Annotated in this window: 13 protein-coding genes; 9 read left to right on the forward strand and 4 right to left on the reverse strand. The window is 58.0% G+C overall.

What is annotated here, in order from left to right; translation table 11 throughout:
- Window positions 1-203: 203 nt before the first annotated feature.
- From zapE to sspB, 5 genes are all read left to right on the forward strand, one after another.
- Window positions 204-1,328 (forward strand): cell division protein ZapE, encoded by a 1,125-nt coding sequence (zapE, locus tag FCN80_RS08150; protein WP_136989663.1) that lies wholly within the window; start codon window positions 204-206, stop codon window positions 1,326-1,328.
- 295 nt (window positions 1,329-1,623) lie between these two features.
- Window positions 1,624-2,052 carry a 50S ribosomal protein L13 gene (gene rplM, locus FCN80_RS08155; RefSeq protein WP_136989755.1) on the forward strand — a complete coding sequence of 143 codons (429 nt, stop codon included), beginning with the start codon at window positions 1,624-1,626 and terminating at the stop codon, window positions 2,050-2,052.
- Between the two features lie 15 nt (window positions 2,053-2,067).
- Window positions 2,068-2,460, forward strand: a complete 393-nt coding sequence (gene rpsI / locus FCN80_RS08160; RefSeq protein WP_136989664.1) for a 30S ribosomal protein S9 — start codon at window positions 2,068-2,070, stop codon at window positions 2,458-2,460.
- Between the two features lie 325 nt (window positions 2,461-2,785).
- Entirely contained in the window at window positions 2,786-3,424 is a 639-nt protein-coding gene (gene sspA, locus FCN80_RS08165; protein ID WP_136989665.1) for a stringent starvation protein SspA, read from the forward strand.
- 4 nt (window positions 3,425-3,428) lie between these two features.
- Complete coding sequence (gene sspB / locus FCN80_RS08170; protein ID WP_136989666.1) at window positions 3,429-3,926, forward strand: ClpXP protease specificity-enhancing factor; 498 nt, start codon at window positions 3,429-3,431, stop codon at window positions 3,924-3,926.
- 42 nt (window positions 3,927-3,968) lie between these two features.
- On the opposite strand, the gene FCN80_RS08175 is transcribed toward sspB, so the two are convergent.
- Both FCN80_RS08175 and gltB read right to left on the reverse strand, forming a co-directional pair.
- Window positions 3,969-5,387 carry a glutamate synthase small subunit gene (locus tag FCN80_RS08175; protein ID WP_136989667.1) on the reverse strand — a complete coding sequence of 473 codons (1,419 nt, stop codon included), beginning with the start codon at window positions 5,385-5,387 and terminating at the stop codon, window positions 3,969-3,971.
- A 10-nt stretch (window positions 5,388-5,397) separates the two neighbouring features.
- Complete coding sequence (gltB, locus tag FCN80_RS08180; protein WP_136989668.1) at window positions 5,398-9,858, reverse strand: glutamate synthase large subunit; 4,461 nt, start codon at window positions 9,856-9,858, stop codon at window positions 5,398-5,400.
- Between the two features lie 691 nt (window positions 9,859-10,549).
- Here gltB and mnmL point away from each other — a divergent pair.
- The 4 genes from mnmL (at window position 10,550) to mtgA (ending at window position 15,502) form a co-directional block, all read left to right on the forward strand.
- Complete coding sequence (mnmL, locus tag FCN80_RS08185; protein ID WP_136989669.1) at window positions 10,550-11,491, forward strand: tRNA modification radical SAM protein MnmL/YtqA; 942 nt, start codon at window positions 10,550-10,552, stop codon at window positions 11,489-11,491.
- Window positions 11,492-11,558: 67 nt separating this feature from the next.
- Window positions 11,559-13,892 carry an aerobic respiration two-component sensor histidine kinase ArcB gene (arcB, locus tag FCN80_RS08190; RefSeq protein WP_136989670.1) on the forward strand — a complete coding sequence of 778 codons (2,334 nt, stop codon included), beginning with the start codon at window positions 11,559-11,561 and terminating at the stop codon, window positions 13,890-13,892.
- A 225-nt stretch (window positions 13,893-14,117) separates the two neighbouring features.
- On the forward strand, window positions 14,118-14,771 hold the full coding sequence (elbB, locus tag FCN80_RS08195) for an isoprenoid biosynthesis glyoxalase ElbB (RefSeq protein WP_136989671.1): 654 nt from the start codon (window positions 14,118-14,120) through the stop codon (window positions 14,769-14,771).
- A complete protein-coding gene (mtgA, locus tag FCN80_RS08200; protein ID WP_136989672.1) occupies window positions 14,768-15,502 on the forward strand; it encodes a monofunctional biosynthetic peptidoglycan transglycosylase in 735 nt (244 codons plus the stop codon). Before elbB ends, mtgA begins: the two co-directional genes overlap by 4 nt.
- A gap of 35 nt (window positions 15,503-15,537) precedes the next feature.
- On the opposite strand, the gene dolP is transcribed toward mtgA, so the two are convergent.
- The gene (dolP, locus tag FCN80_RS08205; protein ID WP_136989673.1) at window positions 15,538-16,113 is read right to left on the reverse strand and encodes a division/outer membrane stress-associated lipid-binding lipoprotein; all 576 of its coding nucleotides are present in this window, start codon (window positions 16,111-16,113) and stop codon (window positions 15,538-15,540) included.
- 9 nt (window positions 16,114-16,122) lie between these two features.
- Window positions 16,123-16,713 (reverse strand): DnaA initiator-associating protein DiaA, encoded by a 591-nt coding sequence (gene diaA, locus FCN80_RS08210; RefSeq protein ID WP_136989674.1) that lies wholly within the window; start codon window positions 16,711-16,713, stop codon window positions 16,123-16,125.
- Window positions 16,714-16,750: the final 37 nt, after the last annotated feature.

A 16,750-nucleotide genomic window follows, 5' to 3' on the forward strand; every position in this document is an offset into this window, starting at 1 on the left:
CTCCTATATTTGACTTCGTTGTCCCGTAGGGTTTTTCAGACTCTACCATCCACTATAACCGTTTAGCCGGCCGGAGTGGAGCCTTGTTAGCACGCGTCCGCCGCCGACGGGGGAGATGTTAACGGGTTGTGTTCCGCCGCCGGGGTGTTTAGGATGTTCGCAACGAAAATGCTTAACCGTTCCTTCAGCCAGGATCCCTTTTCATGCAAGAAACGTCGCCATTGCGCCTTTACCAGCGTCTGCTGGCCGAGGGCGAATTCCAGGCCGATGCCGTTCAGGCCGAGGCCATAGGCAAATTGGATGGAATATCTCGGCAATTGGCCGAACGCCGCGGACAAACGGCGCAAGCCGGCGGGATCCTGGGCAGGCTTAGCCGCAAGTGGCTGGGCAAAGGCGGCGAGACGGCGGTACCGGTACGCGGGTTGTATATGTGGGGCGGGGTGGGGCGGGGCAAGACCTGGTTGATGGACCTGTTTTTCCAAAGCCTGCCGGCCCAAAGAAAGCTGCGATTGCATTTCCACCGCTTTATGCTGCGGGTGCATGAGGAACTGGCGACGCTGCAAGGCCGCGAAGACCCGCTGGAGATCGTCGCCGACGGCTTTAAAGCCCAAACCGATGTGCTGTGTTTCGATGAGTTTTTCGTTTCCGACATCACCGACGCCATGTTGTTGGGCACGTTGATGCAGGCGTTGTTCGCCAGGGGCATCACTCTGGTCGCCACCTCCAATATTCCGCCGGACGACCTGTATCACAACGGGCTGCAACGCGCGCGTTTCCTGCCGGCCATCACCCTTATCAAGCAATATTGCGAGGTGATGAACGTGGACGCCGGCGTGGACTACCGGCTACGCACGCTGACCAAGGCCAATTTGTACCTGACGCCGAACGATGCCAGGAGCGCCGCCGCCATGGCCGCGATTTTCGCCAAGCTGGCGGGGAAGACGCCGGAAAATGCCCCCGTGCTGACGGTAAACCACCATCCATTGCCGACGCTTGGCGCCGAAGGGGGCGTGGCGGCGCTGGATTTCAATGTGTTGTGCGCCGAGGCGCGCAGCCAGAACGACTATATCGTCCTTTCCCGGCTTTATCACAGCGTGCTGCTGCACAATGTCCATGTGATGGGCGCGGCCGAGGAGAACACCGCTCGTCGGTTCATCGCCCTGGTGGATGAATTTTACGAACGTCGGGTCAAACTGGTGATGGCCGCCGACGCCCCCCTGGAGGAACTGTATCAGGGCGCGTTACTGGCCTTCGAATTCCGCCGGTGCCTCTCGCGCCTGCATGAGATGCAAAGCGAAGAGTATCTCCGTTTGCCGCATCAGCCGTAACCGGCGTGCAAACGGCGGCGGCGCGCGCCGTCTTTATCATGTCGATGGGCCGGAGGGGGTGAGGCGGCCGAACGCCGTGCCGGCCCGGCTTTCGCCGCAAATAATTGTCGACCTTTTGCGCAGACTTCTCTATAATCTTGCGACCCCACGTTACGGGAGGTTTTTTCCCAAAACTTCCATCGCGCCGGCAAGGCTACTCGAAGGGGTAGGTCTGTCGGACCAGAAAACCGCGTGAGCTTCATGATAGGCAGTTTAGTCGCTCACCAACGTGTAACTTAAATTGGGTAAGTTTTTAATGAAAACATTTACAGCGAAACCAGAAACTGTAAAACGCGACTGGTATGTTGTCGACGCCAGCGGCAAAACCCTGGGTCGTCTTGCCACCGAATTGGCTCGCCGCCTGCGTGGGAAGCATAAACCGGAATATACGCCGCATGTGGATACTGGTGATTATATTATCGTGTTGAACGCCGAAAAAATCGCCGTTACCGGCAACAAGCGCAACGACAAGATTTATTATCACCACACCGGTTACATCGGCGGTATCAAAGACGCGACCTTTGAAGAGATGATTGCCCGCCATCCTGAGCGTGTGATTGAAATCGCGGTTAAGGGCATGCTGCCGAAGGGCCCGCTGGGTCGTGCCATGTACCGTAAACTGAAAGTTTACGCCGGTACCGAGCACAACCATGCGGCTCAGCAACCGCAAGTTCTGGACATTTAATCGGGATTATAGTCAATGGCTGAAAATCAATACTACGGCACTGGTCGCCGCAAAAGTTCTTCCGCTCGCGTCTTTATCAAGCCGGGCAGCGGTAATATCGTTATCAACCAGCGTAGCCTGGAGCAATACTTCGGTCGTGAAACCGCCCGCATGGTGGTCCGCCAACCGCTGGAATTGATCGGCATGGTGGAAAAGTTCGACCTGTATATCACGGTTGCCGGCGGCGGCATCTCCGGTCAGGCCGGGGCTATCCGTCATGGCATCACCCGCGCGCTGATGGAATATGATGAGTCTCTGCGCAGCGAATTGCGTAAAGCCGGTTTCGTCACCCGCGATGCCCGTCAGGTTGAACGTAAGAAAGTCGGCTTGCGTAAAGCGCGTCGTCGTCCGCAGTTCTCCAAACGTTAACCTCTGGTTGCGTACCTTAAAAACCCGGACTGGTCCGGGTTTTTTCATGCTTCGGATTTCTCTGGGCAAGCTTTGATTTGCCGCCAAATCTCTGATTGCGTCCATTCATTCAACATGAATTACCCTTGCCACCCACCTAAATACCCAAAAATCTGGTACACTATTCCACGCTTTTGTGCCTACTGACTTCGCCGGCGCGAGCGCCAGTAGGGTCGAGCGCCGTGATGCCGGATGAAGCAACGATGGGTAACGGCGACACAATTCAGGATAGTAGCCGGGGTATAGGGCTATTTGCGGTAATTACTCAATAGACTTGGAGGTTTTCATGGCTGTCGCTGCCAACAAACGTTCGGTGATGACGCTGTTTTCCGGCCCGACCGACATTTTTAGCCATCAAGTACGGATTGTACTGGCGGAAAAAGGTGTCAGTGTCGAAATTGAGCAGGTGGAAATGGATAATCTGCCGCAAGACCTGATTGATCTCAACCCTTACCGCACCGTGCCTACCCTGGTCGATCGCGAACTGACCCTGTATGAATCCCGCATCATCATGGAATATCTTGATGAACGTTTTCCTCATCCGCCGCTGATGCCGGTTTATCCGGTCGCCCGCGGCACCAGTCGCCTGATGATGCACCGTATCGAAAACGACTGGTATTCCCTGATGCATAAAATCGAACAGGGTGGCCAGGACGCGGATAGCGCCCGGCGGCAATTGCGCGAGGAATTACTGGCGGTGGCGCCGGTGTTCAACGAAGCGCCCTATTTCATGAGCGAAGAATTCAGTCTGGTGGATTGTTATCTGGCCCCGCTGTTATGGCGCCTGCCGCAGATGGGCATTGAACTGACCGGTAGCGGCGCCAAAGAGTTGAAAGGTTATATGACGCGCGTTTTCGAGCGTGATGCCTTTCTGGCCTCCCTTACTGAAGCCGAGCGCGAAATGCGCCTGCAAACCCGGGGCTGAAATTATGGAAGTCTCGCAACTCACCCCTCGTCGTCCCTACTTGCTACGGGCTTTTTACGAGTGGCTGCTGGACAACGACCTGACGCCGCATCTGGTGGTGGATGTCACGGTGGATGGCGTATCGGTGCCCATGGAATACGCGCGCGACGGGCAAATCGTCTTGAACATTGCCCCGCGCGCGGTGGCCTCGCTGGAGATGACCAATTCCCATGTGAGCTTCAACGCCCGTTTTGGCGGCATACCCCGTCAGGTCAGCGTACCCGTGGCCGCGGTTTTGGCGATCTATGCCCGTGAAAACGGCGCCGGCACCATGTTCGAACCCGAAGTCGGCTATGAGCAGTACAGCGCCGAGGAAGACGCGCCGGCCGCCGAGAGCGGGTCGGAAACCACCATGTCGATTATCGACGGCGATCGCCCCGATAGCCAGGATGACCATCATCCGGACGACGAACCGCCAACACCGCCTCGCGGCGGGCGCCCTTCCTTACGTGTGGTAAAATAATCGTTTGCCGCCGCCCCGCCCGCGAAAGCGGGCAGGGTTTGCTCAGACTTCCAGAAAATTCATGATGCCGTCGGCGGCTTTGCGGCCTTCGGCAATGGCCGTCACCACCAGATCGGAACCGCGCACCGCATCGCCACCGGCGAAAATCTTCGGATTGCTGGTCTGAAAAGCATTTTCGTTGTTTTCCGGTGCGAGGACTCGTCCCTGTCCGTCCAGTTCCACGCTGAAATCCGCCAACCACGGCATGGCGTGGGGGCGGAAACCGAACGCCAGAATCACGCTGTCGGCGGGTAACACATGCTCCGAGCCGGGAATGATTTCCGCGCGACGGCGCCCGTGGGCATTGGGCTCGCCCATCTCGGTGCGCACCATTTTCACGCCGCACACCCGGCCCGAGGCATTGATTTCGATACTGACCGGCTGCAAGTTGAACATAAACTCGACGCCTTCCTCGCGGGAATTTTTCACTTCCCGCCGTGAGCCGGGCATGTTTTCCTCATCGCGGCGATAGGCGCAGATCACCTCGGTCGCGCCTTGGCGGATGGATGTCCGCACGCAGTCCATGGCGGTATCGCCGCCGCCCAGCACCACTACCCGCTTGCCCGCCATGGAAATATAAGGCGCCTCGGGGGCGTTCTCGAACCCCATCAGTTGCTTGGTGTTGGCAATGAGAAACGGCAAGGCCTCCACCACCCCGGGAGCCTCTTCGTTATCCAACCCGCCGCGCATGGATTGATAAGTGCCGACCCCGAGGAAAACCGCGTCGAATTCCCCCAGCAAATCACTTAACATGACATCTTTGCCCACCTCGGTATTCAGACGAAACTCAATACCCATTTCGCTGAAAATCTGCCGGCGTCTCACCATCACCTCTTTTTCCAGCTTGAACGAGGGAATGCCGAACGTCAGCAAGCCGCCGATTTCCGGATGACGATCAAACACCACCGCTTGCACGCCGTTGCGGGCCAGCACATCGGCACAGGCCAAACCGGCCGGACCGGCACCCACAATCGCCACGCGTTTGCCGGTGGGCGTCACGTTGCCGACGCTGGGCTTCCAGCCCATCTCAATGGCCTTGTCGTTGATGTAGCGTTCGATATTGCCGATGGTAACGGCGCCGAACTCGTCATTGAGGGTACAGGACCCTTCACATAAACGATCCTGGGGACAAACACGACCACACACTTCCGGCAGACTGTTGGTTTGGTGAGAGAGCTCGGCTGCTTCGATAATACGGCCTTCGTTCGCCAGTTTAAGCCAGTTGGGAATATAGTTGTGTACCGGGCATTTCCATTCGCAATAAGGATTGCCGCAAGAAAGGCACCGGTCCGCCTGTGCTTTGGACTGCGAGTCGGAGAAAGGCTCATAGATTTCAACAAATTCAATTTTCCGAATTTTCAGCGGCTTCTTGGGGGGATCAACCCGCTGCAAATCGATAAATTGATAAACATTTTGACTCATTATTAACCTCTTACTGCGCTTGTACGCGTAGCTCCGCCGCGGAACGGCTACGGTGACCCAGCAACGCTTTGACATCGCTCGACTTCGGTTTGACCAGGGTAAACCTGGATGCCCAGGCCGGCCAGTCCGCCAGGATTTCCTCCCCGCGGTTCGAACCCGTCAGATGCACATGCTCGGTAATCAGGCCGCGCAAATGTTCTTCATGGATGGCCAGTTGATCCACATCCAGCACCTCCACCAGCTCGGTATTGACGCGTTTGCGGAAATCGCCGCTTTCATCCAGCACATAGGCGAACCCGCCGGTCATGCCGGCGCCGAAGTTGACGCCGGTACGGCCCAGCACGCAAACGATGCCGCCGGTCATGTATTCGCAACCGTTATCACCGATGCCTTCCACCACGGTGATAGCGCCCGAATTGCGCACGGCGAAACGTTCTCCGGCCCGGCCGGCGGCGAACAGTTTGCCGCCGGTGGCGCCGTAAAGACAGGTATTGCCGATGATGGTGCCTTCATGACTGCGGAACGCCGAACCTACCGGCGGACGGATAACGATGCTGCCGCCCGCCATGCCCTTGCCCACATAGTCATTGGCGTCGCCGGTCAATGTCAGTTCCACGCCGCCGGCGTTCCATACGCCGAAGCTCTGGCCGGCGGTGCCGGTGAAGAAGGCCTTGATCGGATCGGCGGACAGGCCCTGATCGCCATGACGGGCGGCTATCGCGCCGGACAGGGTGGCGCCCACCGAACGATCGGTATTATGGATATCGTGGTAGAACGTCTTGCTTTGCCGCGCTTGCACATAAGGAGTGGCTTGCTCCAGCAGCGTCGCGTTCATCAGCCCTTTATCAAATGGCGGATTACTCGGTTCCGTGCAGTAGGGCGCTTTGCCCGGATGCGGCGTCGCGGTTTGCAGCAGCGGCGACAGATCCAGTTTCTGCTGGCGGGCGGAAATGCCATCCAGCGCCTGTAGCAAATCAGTGCGGCCGATAAGATCCACCAAACGGGTGACGCCAAGCTCCGCCATGATTTCCCGGGTCTCCCGGGCGATAAAGCGGAAGTAATGCGCCACCAGCTCGGGCAGCCCGCGGTAATGGTCGCGCCGCAGTTTTTCATCCTGGGTCGCCACGCCGGTGGCGCAGTTGTTCAAATGGCAGATGCGCAGGTATTTGCAGCCCAACGCCACCATGGGGCCGGTACCGAAACCGAAGCTTTCCGCCCCAAGGATCGCGGCCTTGACGATGTCCTGGCCGGTTTTCAGACCGCCGTCCACCTGTAGCCGGATTTTATGGCGCAGACCGTTGGCCACCAACGCCTGTTGGGTTTCCACCAGACCCAGTTCCCAGGGGCAGCCGGCGTATTTTACCGACGACAACGGGCTGGCTCCGGTACCGCCGTCGTAGCCGGCGATGGTGATAAGATCGGCATAAGCCTTCGCCACTCCGGTGGCGATGGTGCCCACGCCGGGCTCGGAAACCAATTTCACCGAGACCAGGGCCTTTGGATTGACCTGTTTGAGGTCGAAAATCAGTTGCGCCAGGTCTTCGATGGAATAGATGTCGTGATGGGGCGGCGGCGAAATCAATGTCACGCCGGGAACCGAATAACGCAGCCGGGCGATATACGGCGTGACTTTGTCGCCGGGCAACTGGCCGCCCTCGCCGGGCTTGGCGCCCTGGGCGACTTTGATTTGGATGACATCGGCGTTCACCAGATAGGCCGGCGTCACGCCGAAACGGCCGGAAGCCACCTGCTTGATGCGCGAAACCTTATTGGTGCCGTAGCGGGCGGGATCCTCGCCTCCTTCGCCGGAATTGGAAAAGCCCCCCAGCCCGTTCATGGCCTGAGCCAGGGACTCGTGCGCCTCCGGACTCAGGGCGCCGATGGACATCGCGGCGGTATCGAACCGTTTGAACAGGTTTTCCGCCGGCTCCACCTGGTCCAGCGCCACCGCCTGACCATTGGGTTTAATGGCCAGCAGATCGCGCAACGTGGTCACCGGACGTTCGTTCACCAGCTTGGCGTACTGTTGGTAATCATGGTAATCGCCGCTGCGTACCGCATGCTGCAATGCTTTTACCACATCCGGGTTATAAGCGTGGTATTCGCCGCCATGGACGTATTTCAGCAGGCCGCCCTGATCCAGCGGTTTGCGTTGCAGCCAGGCGCGTTTCGACAGATTAAGCAAATCCTGCTCGAAATCGCTGAAATTGGCGCCGCCAATCCGGCTGGCGACCCCCTGAAAGCACACATCGGTTAACTCGCGATGCAGGCCCACCGCCTCGAACAGTTTGGAACACCGGTATGAGGCCACGGTAGAGATGCCCATCTTGGACATGATCTTGTACAGGCCTTTGTTGATGCCGTTACGGTAGTTCAGCATCACGGTGCGGTAGTCTTTCTCGATGGTGCCGCTGTCCACCATGGCCGCCAGGGTTTCATAGGCCAGGTAGGGATAAATGGCCGTCGCGCCGAAACCTATCAGTACCGCGTAGTGATGCGGATCGCGCGCGCTGGCGGTTTCGACGATGAGGTTGGCGTCGCAGCGCAGGTTTTTCTCCACCAGCCGGGTGTGGATCGCCCCTACCGCCATTGGCGCCGGGATCGGCAGGCGGCCGGGGGCGATAGCCCTGTCGCTTAGCACCAGCAGCACCGTCCCGCCGCGGACCTTTTCCACCGCGTCGTCGCACATGCGCAACAGCGCCTTGCGCATGTCCTCCTCGGCCGGTTCGTAGGTAATATCCAGCTTGTCGGCGCGATAATGGCTCTCTTCCCGGGTGGTCAGTTGGGTAAAGTCGGAATACAGCAAAACGGGGGATTTAAACGCCAGCCGATAAGCCTGGCCTTCCGCTTCGCAAAAGACATTCATTTCCCGGCCGATGCAAGTCGCCAGCGACATGACGTGTGCCTCGCGCAACGAGTCGATGGGCGGATTGGTGACCTGGGCGAATTGCTGGCGGAAGTAATCGTAAATCACCCGCGGGCGGCTGGAGAGCACGGCGAACGGCGTATCGTCCCCCATGGATCCGGTGGCTTCCTGGCCATTTTCTCCCAGCACGCGCAACACGGCGTCCAGTTCTTCGTTGGAATAGCCGAACTGTTTTTGATAGCTGGCCAGCCGGGTATCGTCCAGGTCGCGATAGCCCACCTGGTCGTCGGCAAGCTCTTCGAACGGCGTCAGACGCCGGACGTTCTTTTCCATCCACTCTTTGTACGGGTGGCGGCTTTTGAGGTCATTGTCGGTTTCCGCCGAATGCAGGATACGTCCCGCGCGGGTATCGATAACCATCAGCTCGCCGGGACCAACCCGGCCTTTTTCCACCACTTCGTCCGGCTGGTAGTCCCAGATACCCACTTCCGAGGCGCAGGTGATAAGCTTGTCGGTGGTGATAACGTAGCGGGCCGGACGCAGGCCGTTGCGATCCAGGTTGCAGGCGGCGAAGCGGCCGTCGGACATGACCAGGCCGGCCGGCCCGTCCCACGGCTCCATGTGCATGGAGTTGAAATCGAAAAAGGCCCGCAGTTCCGGATCCATATTGGGATTGTTCTGCCAGGCCGGCGGCACCAGCAGGCGCATGGCGCGGATAAGATCCATCCCGCCGTTCAAGAACAGCTCAAGCATATTATCCAGCGAGCTGGAGTCCGATCCGGTCTCGTTGACAAACGGCGAGGCGTCCTGCAAATCGGGGATAAGCGGCGTTTTGAGTTTATAGGCGCGGGCCCGCGCCCATTGCCGATTGCCGGTAATGGTGTTGATTTCACCGTTATGGGCCAAATAGCGGAAAGGTTGCGCCAGGGGCCAGCGGGGCACGGTATTGGTGGAGAAGCGCTGGTGGAACAGGCAGATGGCCGATTCCAGCCGCAGATCCGCCAGATCCAGATAGAACCGCGGGAGATCCGCCGGCATGCACAGGCCTTTGTAGACGGTAACCAGATTCGACAGGCTGCAGACATAGAAGCTGTCGTCAGTGATCCGCTTCTCGATACGGCGGCGGGCCACATACAGGCGCCGTTCCAGATCGCGCGGCTGCCAGCCGGCCGGGGCATTGACGAAAATCTGCTCGATACGCGGCAGGGATGATAAGGCGATATCCCCCAGCACGTCGGCATTAATGGGCACCTCGCGCCAGCCGATGATGGACAGGGTTTCGTTTTGCAACTCCTCTTCCACGATTCGCCGGCTTACACTGGCTTCCTCCGGGTCCTGACTCAGGAATATCATGCCCACCGCATAGTTTTTCGCCAGGCGCCAGCCGCGCTCCTGCGCCACCATGCGATAGAACCGATCCGGTTTTTGCAGCAGAAGGCCGCAACCGTCGCCAGTCTTGCCGTCGGCCAGGATCGCGCCGCGATGCTGCATACGGGCCAATGCATGAATAGCAGTACGCACCACTTTATGGCTAGGCTCGCCTTCTATATGGGCAATCAGGCCGAAGCCGCAGTTGTCCTTTTCTTGGGTTTCATCGTACAACATATCATGGACCTCCCCAGGCTCCAGGTAACTCTTACAACCTACTGCGAAAAGGCGTATCGGTATTGAGCGGCAGCGAAACGAGCGTTTTGGCGCCTCGGTTTTTTGCTGTCCCTCTCTGCGGGTATCCTCGTCGTGGCGGTGTTACGAACAGGTAAACGAAATGCTTTAGAAGGAAACGCCATAATTGCATAATTATGAAGCGTCGTCAGCCCGCCCGAAATTCTTCCAGCGGCCTTCCAAATTAACGAGAAACCGCACGCAGGTCAAATGTCCCGCTTATGGATGCAAAAAACCGCAAAACCTGACTAATCACCTGAAAACAATCACAATAGTGACTTCCCCTTCCGACCCGACGTCGGCATACGCCCCACCATGTCAATGCGCTGTCGCACTATGGTGCAGGGCAAAAAGCTCTGCACCATGCTAGTGCGGAGATAATTTTTAGCATTTTATGCTAATTTGTGCATTTTCTACGCTTTTTGTCTCTTTTTTTACACTTCAGTGACGATATGAATCAACAGGCAGGGGGGAATAAGAATTATTAATCCGAGTAAATATGATTAATCCTGCGTCAAATATGCATATTTATTCTTGTGGCAAACGCGCGGGAAGGGATGTTGATCGATATCATCATGCCGGGCGGGGTTTTTGACTACCATGGGCGGCCTCGACCGGACCGGATGTACAGAATATGCAGTTACCGCAGGTAGTCAATATGTTTGGCGCGGATCTTTTACGGCGATATGGACAAAAAGTCTATAAATTGTCGCTGCATGGGGGGTTTAGCTGCCCCAATCGCGACGGCACCCTGGGACGGGGCGGTTGTACCTTTTGCAATGTGGCCGCGTTCGCCGATGAAAACCGCCGCGCCCAGACCCTGGCCGAACAGTTTGCCGGGCAAAAAAAACGCATCGACCGGGCCGCGCGCTACCTGGCCTATTTCCAGGCTTATACCAGTACTTATGCAGAAACGAGGATACTCGACCAGTTGTATCGCCAGGCGTTGTCGCAGGCGGATATCGTTGGTCTGTGTATCGGTACCCGTCCGGATTGCGTACCGCCGGCGGTACTGGATTTACTGGCGGGATACCGGCAGGAAGGCTTTGAGGTATGGCTGGAGCTGGGGTTGCAGACCGCGCAGGATAAAACGCTGCACCGGATCAATCGCGGTCATGACTTCGACTGCTATCGCCACGCCGCGCGGCAGGCCCGGCAACGGGGGCTGGCGGTATGTACGCATTTGATCATGGGACTGCCGGGAGAGGGGCGCGTCCAATGCCGCGATACCCTGGCCAAGGTGCTGGAAGTCGGTGTGGACGGGCTGAAACTGCACCCGCTACTGGTGGTGGAGGGCAGCATTATGGCGCGCGCCTGGCGGGCGGGCCGGTTGCCGGTGTTGACCCTGCCAGCCTATACCGACCTGGCTGGCGAACTTATCCGCCACACGCCGCCGGAGATCATCTTTCATCGGGTCTGCGCCAGCGCCCGCCGTCCCACTCTGCTTGCGCCATTGTGGTGCGAGAACACCTTCAGCGGTATGAACGCTCTTTATCAGGACTTGCTGTGCAAGGGGGCGCAGGGCGCGGCGCTTGGCGCTCCTTACCGCCCGCCGGCCCAGGCCGCGGGGGAATAACCCGGATTTCGCAAGGATCGCTCTTTTTGCGGTATGATTGCTGGCAATCCCTTTCAAGGAAGCCGCTATGAAGCAAATCCGCCTGCTGGCGCAATACTATGTCGACTTGATGGTCAAACTGGGTCTGGTGCGCTTCTCGCTGCTGCTGGCATCGGCGCTGGTGGTGTTGGCGATGATAGTCCAGATGGCCGTTACCATGTTGTTGCGCGGCGAAGTGGAAAGCATTGATGTGGTGCGGTCCATATTTTTCGGCCTGCTTATCACGCCCTGGGCGGTGTATTTCTTATCCGTGGTGGTCGAACAGTTGGAGGAATCGCGTCAGCGACTGTCGCGGCTGGTGGACAAGCTTGAGGAGATGCGTAATCGCGATCTGCTGCTCAACCAGCAATTACAGGATAATATCACCCACCTCAATCAGGAAATCGCCGATCGCGGAAAGGCCGAGGAAGCCCGCCGGGGCGCCATGGGCAAACTGACCGAGGAAATGGCGCGCCGTGAACAGGCGCAGATTGAACTGGAACAGCAATCCTCCCTGCTGCGTTCGTTTCTGGACGCGTCCCCCGACCTGGTGTATTACCGCAACGAAAATAAGGAATTTTCCGGCTGCAACCGGGCGATGGAACTGCTGGTGGGGAAGAGCGAAAAACAACTGATCGGCTTGACGCCGCGGGACGTTTATCCGCCGGAAACCGCTGAAAAGGTGATTGAGACCGATGAAAAGGTCTTCCGGCACAATGTGTCATTGACCTATGAACAGTGGCTGGTCTACCCGGATGGCCGCCGGGCCTGTTTTGAACTGCGCAAGGTGCCGTTTTACGATCGGGTCGGCAAGCGGCACGGCCTGATGGGATTCGGCCGTGATATCACTGAGCGCAAGCGCTATCAGGACGCGCTGGAAAACGCCAGCCGGGAAAAAACCACGTTTATCTCTACCATCAGCCATGAATTGCGCACGCCCTTAAACGGCATCGTCGGCTTGAGCCGCATCCTGCTGGATACCGAACTCGACAAAGAACAGTTGAATTATCTCAAGACTATCCATGTCAGCGCCATTACGCTTGGCAATATCTTCAACGATATTATCGAGATGGATAAAATGGAACGCCGGCATGTTCAACTGGACAACCAGCCTTTGGACTTTACCGCCTTCCTGGTCGATCTGGAGAATCTGTCCGGCCTGCTGGTGCAACCCAAGGGGTTGCAATTGGTCACCGAAACCCAAGATCCCTTGCCGCGCAATATCCTTGCCGATGGCACCCGGTTGCGACAGATTCTGTGGAATCTGATCGGCAATGCGGTGAAATTTACCCGCGAGGGCCGCATTACTTTGCGTGTTCGCCGCGAGGAAGGGGATGTGCTTTGTTTCGAGGTGGAGGATTCCGGGATTGGCATTCCCGATGAAGAACAAAACAAAATTTTCGCCATGTACTATCAGGTCAAGGACCAGCAAGGCGGCAAACCGGCCACCGGTACCGGTATCGGCCTGGCGGTATCCAAACGGCTGGCGCAGGCCATGGGCGGCGATATTCGGGTCAAAAGCGTTCTCGGCAAAGGCTCCTGTTTCATCCTGACAGTGGTGGCGCCGGAAGTGGAGCCGGCACAACCGGATCAGGACGACGCATTGCCGTTGCCGGCGCTGAATGTGCTGTTGGTCGAGGATATTGAACTCAACGTGGTGGTGGCGCGCTCTGTGCTGGAAAAACTGGGCAGCAGCGTGGATGTGGCCATGAACGGCCGCGATGCGCTGGCCATGTTCGATCCCGACGAATACGATCTGGTCTTGCTGGACATTCAATTACCCGATATGACTGGCCTGGATATTTCCCGCCAGTTGCGCCAACGCTATGGCGACAGGCCGCTGCCGCCGCTGATTGCCCTGACCGCCAATGTATTGAAAGACAAAAGGGAGTACCTGGACGCCGGTATGAATGACGTGCTGAGCAAGCCGCTGGCGGTACCGGCGCTCACCGCCATGATACAAAAGTTCTGGGATCGGCCGGCCGGCCGGCCGGCGGCGTCTTCGGCGGCGGCCCCGGACCCCGTCGCACGGGACATTCTGGATATCCCCATGCTTGAGCAATATCTGGAATTGGTGGGGCCGTCGTTGATAACCCAGAACCTGGAAATGTTCGAAAAGATGATGCCAGGCTATTTGGCCGCACTGGACAGCGCTTTGCAATCCGGCGATGACAAGGCTATTGCCGAGGAGGGCCATAAAATCAAAGGCGCCGCCGGTTCCATTGGCTTGATGCGTTTGCGACAGGTGGCCCAGTGCATCCAGGCGGACCAGGAGCCGGACTGGCGGAAGCATGTGCGCGGCTGGGCGGACGAACTGCAAAGCAAGTGGCAAAACGACGTGGACGTGCTGCGGGATTGGGCGGAACAAGCTGGGAAAAAATGACCCCGACCTAAGCCGGGGTGCGCGAATATAGCGCCAACACCAGGGAAACTGATTCTCGCCGTGCGTTCTTGGACATCATTGTCGGCAAGTGCAAAATTCGATTAGCGGTAGTATCAACATAGCAAAAGAACGAGATAATGTTACAAGAACCATTAAAATTTGGGATGTAGAATAGACTTTGTCAATAGAAATAATATTTTGACCCCTATGACAGAAGGTAGATCTATGCAACGGGTGGGCCTGGTTCTGTGCGGCTGCGGCGTCAATGACGGCAGCGATATCCATGAAACAGTACTGACGCAACTGGCTTTGGAGCGGGCCGGGGCCGAGGTGATCTGCTTCGCGCCCGACCGGCCGCAATCCATGGTTATCGATCATATCACCGGCAATGCGGTGACGGCGTCGCGCGGCATGCTTGCGGAATCGGCGCGTCTGGCTCATGGCCCGGTACATCCGCTGGCGGCCGCCCGAGCTGATGAACTGGACGCCTTGATTGTACCCGGCGGCGCCGGCGCGGTCCGCAATTTTAGCGATATCGCCGAACAGGGGGTGGAGGGGGACGTCGATGATGATTTACGACAGTTGGCCCGCCAAATTCATAAGCAGGGAAAGCCGTTGGGCTTTATTTGCATTGCCCCCGCCTTGCTGCCGAAAATTCTGGATGTGCCGCTGCGGTTGACTATCGGCAATGATAACGACACGGCGGAGCTTATCGACGCCATGGGCGCGATTCATGTGGTGTGCCCGGTGGAGGATATCGTGATTGACGCCGAGCACAAGGTGATAACCACGCCGGGCAATATGCTGGCGACCTCGCTTTGCGATCTGGCCAAAGGCATCGACAAACTGGTGAACCGCGTGCTGGAAATGTGTGAATGAGGCCCCGGTTCCGCCTTATACCGTCTTGGGCGCGGTGGGTATCGCGCTGGTTGCTGCGCGGGTGCGTCGTACTGGCGGCGGTCTGGCTGGCGGCCATTGCGCTGTTTTCGTTCTTGCCGGTACCTTTTTCGGCGGTGATGGCGGAGCGTCAGATAGGCGCGTGGTCGCGCGGCGATACGCACTATGTCGCGCATTCCGATTGGGTGGCGATGGATGATATCGCCCCGGCCATGGCCCTGGCGGTGATAGCGGCGGAAGATCAGAAATTTCCCTGGCATTGGGGGTTCGACATTGAAGCCATTCAGGCGGCCGTCGCGCATAACGAGCACAGCCAGCGTGTTCGCGGTGCTTCGACCCTATCGCAGCAAACCGCTAAGAATGTGTTGCTCTGGGATGGGCGGAGTTGGCTAAGAAAGGGATTGGAAGCCGGCCTGACCTTGGCGCTGGAGGCTGTTTGGACCAAACGGCGGATCCTGACCGTTTACCTGAATGTGGCTGAATTCGGCCGGGGCACATTCGGCGTGGAGGCGGCGGCGCGGCGTTTTTTCCACAAACCGGCCAGCCGACTGACCCCGGCGGAGGCGGCGCTGCTGGCGGCGGTGCTGCCCAATCCGCTGCATTATCGCGTCGACGCGCCTTCAGCCTATGTTCGTATGCGGCAACAGTGGATTTTGCGGCAGATGCGCCAGATGGGCGGCGATGGGTTCCTGCGGCAAAACCATTTGCGCTAGCCGGTTCATGGCGGCGATGAACCGGCGATAACGGTCTATTTCACATAGGTGAACGCGGTAGTGACATGGGTCACGCCGCTGACCCTGCTGGCGATTTGCGCCGCTGCCCGCCCTTCTTGTTCGGTAACCAGTCCCAGCAGGAAGACCTCTCCGTTTTCCGTCGTCACCTTCACGTTGGAGGATTTCACCTGATCGCTGGCCAGCAACTGCGAGCGGACCTTAGTGGTAATCCAGGTATCCATTGAGGCGCGGCCGATGCTGATGGGTTGGCCCCGGCGTATTTCGTTGTACACCTCGCTGGTGCCCTCAACGCCGACGGCGATCTGTTTGGCGCGGTTCGCCAGCGCATCTGAAGGCGATTGGCCGGTCAACAAGACTTTGCCTTGATAGGCGGTGACCGATATACGGGTTTCTTTCTTTAATTGCTGATCCTTGCCCAGCGCATTGCTGACACGTGCTTCCAGCGTGCCGTCGTCGACCTGGGTGCCTACGGTACGCGGATCCGTGGCGGCCTTGGTGGCCACCGCGGCGCTACCGACCACCACGGCGCCAAGGCATCCCTGTAGCAGCAGGGCGGTACACAGTAGTACAAATGGGTAAAACACCTTCATTTGAGCTCCTTAATCGTCCTGGTGAGGAAATAATGCATTATCAATTAAATCGCATAAACAGTTCACCGTCAGCATGTGCATTTCCTGTATGCGCGCGCTGCGGTGCGAGGGAATGCGGATTTCCACATCCTGCGGGCCGAGCAGGCCGGCCAGCTCGCCGCCATCATAACCTGTCAAGGCGATAATGGTCATGTCCCGGGTCACAGCGGCTTCAACCGCCTGAACGATATCACGGCTGTTGCCGCGAATGGAGATGGCGAGCAAAATATCACCGGCCTGGCCGAGGGCGCGAACTTGCTTGGCGTAGATTTCCTGATGCAGCCTGTCGTTGGCGATTGCGGTCAGTACAACGCTGTCGGCGTTTAGCGCCACGGCGGGCAGACTGGGGCGTTCGGTCTCGTAGCGGTTAATCATACTGGCGGCGAAATGCTGGGCATTGGCGGCGGAGGTTCCGTTACCGCAACAGAGAATTTTATTGCCATTGAGCAACGTATGAACCAGCGCGGTGGCGGCGCGGGAGATGGCGTCCGGCAGCGCTTCGGCCGCCGCGATCTGGGTTTGGATGCTTTCCGTGAAACAGCCTTTGATTCTTTCCAGCACAGTCGTTAACCTAATCTAAATGATGAATAAAACGCCT

The organism is Martelella alba (assembly GCF_005217455.1).
GTDB lineage: Bacteria > Pseudomonadota > Gammaproteobacteria > Enterobacterales > Enterobacteriaceae > Acerihabitans.

Excerpts from the sequence above, each read along its gene's own strand:
- zapE (WP_136989663.1), top strand. The coding sequence starts at position 204 with ATGCAAGAAACGTCGCCATTGCGCCTTTACCAGCGTCTGCTGGCCGAG.
- rplM (WP_136989755.1), top strand. The coding sequence starts at position 1,624 with ATGAAAACATTTACAGCGAAACCAGAAACTGTAAAACGCGACTGGTAT.
- rpsI (WP_136989664.1), top strand. The coding sequence starts at position 2,068 with ATGGCTGAAAATCAATACTACGGCACTGGTCGCCGCAAAAGTTCTTCC.
- sspA (WP_136989665.1), top strand. The coding sequence starts at position 2,786 with ATGGCTGTCGCTGCCAACAAACGTTCGGTGATGACGCTGTTTTCCGGC.
- sspB (WP_136989666.1), top strand. The coding sequence starts at position 3,429 with ATGGAAGTCTCGCAACTCACCCCTCGTCGTCCCTACTTGCTACGGGCT.
- FCN80_RS08175 (WP_136989667.1), bottom strand. The coding sequence starts at position 5,387 with ATGAGTCAAAATGTTTATCAATTTATCGATTTGCAGCGGGTTGATCCC.
- gltB (WP_136989668.1), bottom strand. The coding sequence starts at position 9,858 with ATGTTGTACGATGAAACCCAAGAAAAGGACAACTGCGGCTTCGGCCTG.
- mnmL (WP_136989669.1), top strand. The coding sequence starts at position 10,550 with ATGCAGTTACCGCAGGTAGTCAATATGTTTGGCGCGGATCTTTTACGG.
- arcB (WP_136989670.1), top strand. The coding sequence starts at position 11,559 with ATGAAGCAAATCCGCCTGCTGGCGCAATACTATGTCGACTTGATGGTC.
- elbB (WP_136989671.1), top strand. The coding sequence starts at position 14,118 with ATGCAACGGGTGGGCCTGGTTCTGTGCGGCTGCGGCGTCAATGACGGC.
- mtgA (WP_136989672.1), top strand. The coding sequence starts at position 14,768 with ATGAGGCCCCGGTTCCGCCTTATACCGTCTTGGGCGCGGTGGGTATCG.
- dolP (WP_136989673.1), bottom strand. The coding sequence starts at position 16,113 with ATGAAGGTGTTTTACCCATTTGTACTACTGTGTACCGCCCTGCTGCTA.